This is a genomic window from Mesorhizobium sp. LMG 17147, from assembly GCF_024297145.1.
Lineage (GTDB): Bacteria > Pseudomonadota > Alphaproteobacteria > Rhizobiales > Rhizobiaceae > Mesorhizobium.
The window spans coordinates 1-1,429 of the sequence record NZ_JANCTC010000051.1 but is presented as its reverse complement, the minus strand read 5'-3'; the positions used below and the strand labels follow the sequence as shown (position 1 = coordinate 1,429).

1 protein-coding gene is annotated in these 1,429 nt (G+C 64.9%); it reads right to left on the bottom strand.

Features of this window, described 5'->3' with window-relative positions; all coding sequences use genetic code 11:
* Positions 1–1,429 (bottom strand): AGE family epimerase/isomerase (locus tag NMG46_RS29500; protein WP_254820779.1); only part of this gene is annotated, 1,429 nt, incomplete at both ends.

The window sequence follows — 1,429 nt, the reverse complement described above, 5'->3', positions numbered from 1 at the left end:
GGGTCGAAGAAATGGCTGCGGAACAGATCGACGATGCGCGCGGCGCGGCGGAGATGAGCGCGCTCGCCGGTCGCCTGATGCCAGGCCAGGAACGCCTCGAGCAGATGCATGTGCGGGTTGGAGCGGCGCTCGCCCTCGCCGCTCGAGGTCTCGCGGAAGCCGGTCAGTCGTTCGTCCTCGAGATGCGCGTCGATGAACGCAAAGGTTTCCTCGCCAAGCCGCAACGCATCGGGATTGCCGCACATATGGGCATGCGCCAGCGCCAGGAGCACGCAGGAATGATCGTAAGCATCCTCGGCGCCGTCGGCGACGGTGCCGTCGATGTTGAGGGTGCGTGCCCAGCCGCCATTGTCGGTACGTCCGTGCCTGGCCATGAATTCGAGGCCGTGGCTGATCAGCCGATCGGCCGGGCCGTTCCAGCCGCGCGCCTTGGCGACGGCGAAGGCGTAGATCTGCCTGGCCTGCGTGCGCATGCGTTTGGGTTTCATCAGCGGGGCGGCATCGAAGCCGAGCGCTTCGTGGAAACCGCCATGGCGCTCATCGACGCCGACCGTCGACCACAACGGCACCGTCTCCTCGAACAGCCAATGGTGCACGCGGCGCTGCCAGGCGCCGCTTTCGATGACGCGATCGTCGGCGGGCGTGAACCTGGTCTCAAGGCGACCGCTCTTTTCGAGCTGCTCGACGATTTTTTTGACATTTTGGCTGTGGCTGACCGGCGCGACGAAAGTGGCGTCGGCGGTCGACACGATGGCAACGTCCTTCAGGCCAATGGCCGACAGCAGGCGACCATCGCTGCGGATATAGGAGTTCTCGCAATCGATGGCGACAACATCGCCGACGATGACATTGCCCTGCCTGTCGGAGGGGCCGACGTCGAGCAGCGATTGCCAGGAGCCGAGATCGTTCCAGCGAAAGCCCGCCGGCACCATGGCGATGCCGCTGGCGCGCTCCATGATCGCATAGTCGATCGATGTCGATGGGATGGCGGCATAGAGCTCCAGAGGCATGTAGAGGCCCGAAAGGTCTGATGTCGCCGCCTGAAAGGCAGCCTCGGTGGCGCTCCAGATATCGGGCTGGAAAGCCATGAATGCGTCGCGCATGGCGCTGGCGCGAAACAGGAAGATGCCGGTGTTCCAATAGAAGTTACCGGCCTCGAGATAGCTCTGCGCCGTGGCGAGATCGGGTTTTTCGACGAAACGCGAGACGTCGCAGATGCCGTCCCGCTCGCCGGCCACCTCGATGTAGCCATAGCCGGTCTCGGGTTGCGCGGGCTTGATGCCGAAAACCACCAGCCTGCCGTCGCGCGCCGCCGCGGTGCCGGCTTCGACGCTCTGCCAGAATTGCTGCGCCGTCGCGATCTCGTGGTCGGAGGGCACCACCAGCACCAGGCTGTCGCCGAATTCCGACAAGGTGCGCAGGCTTGCCA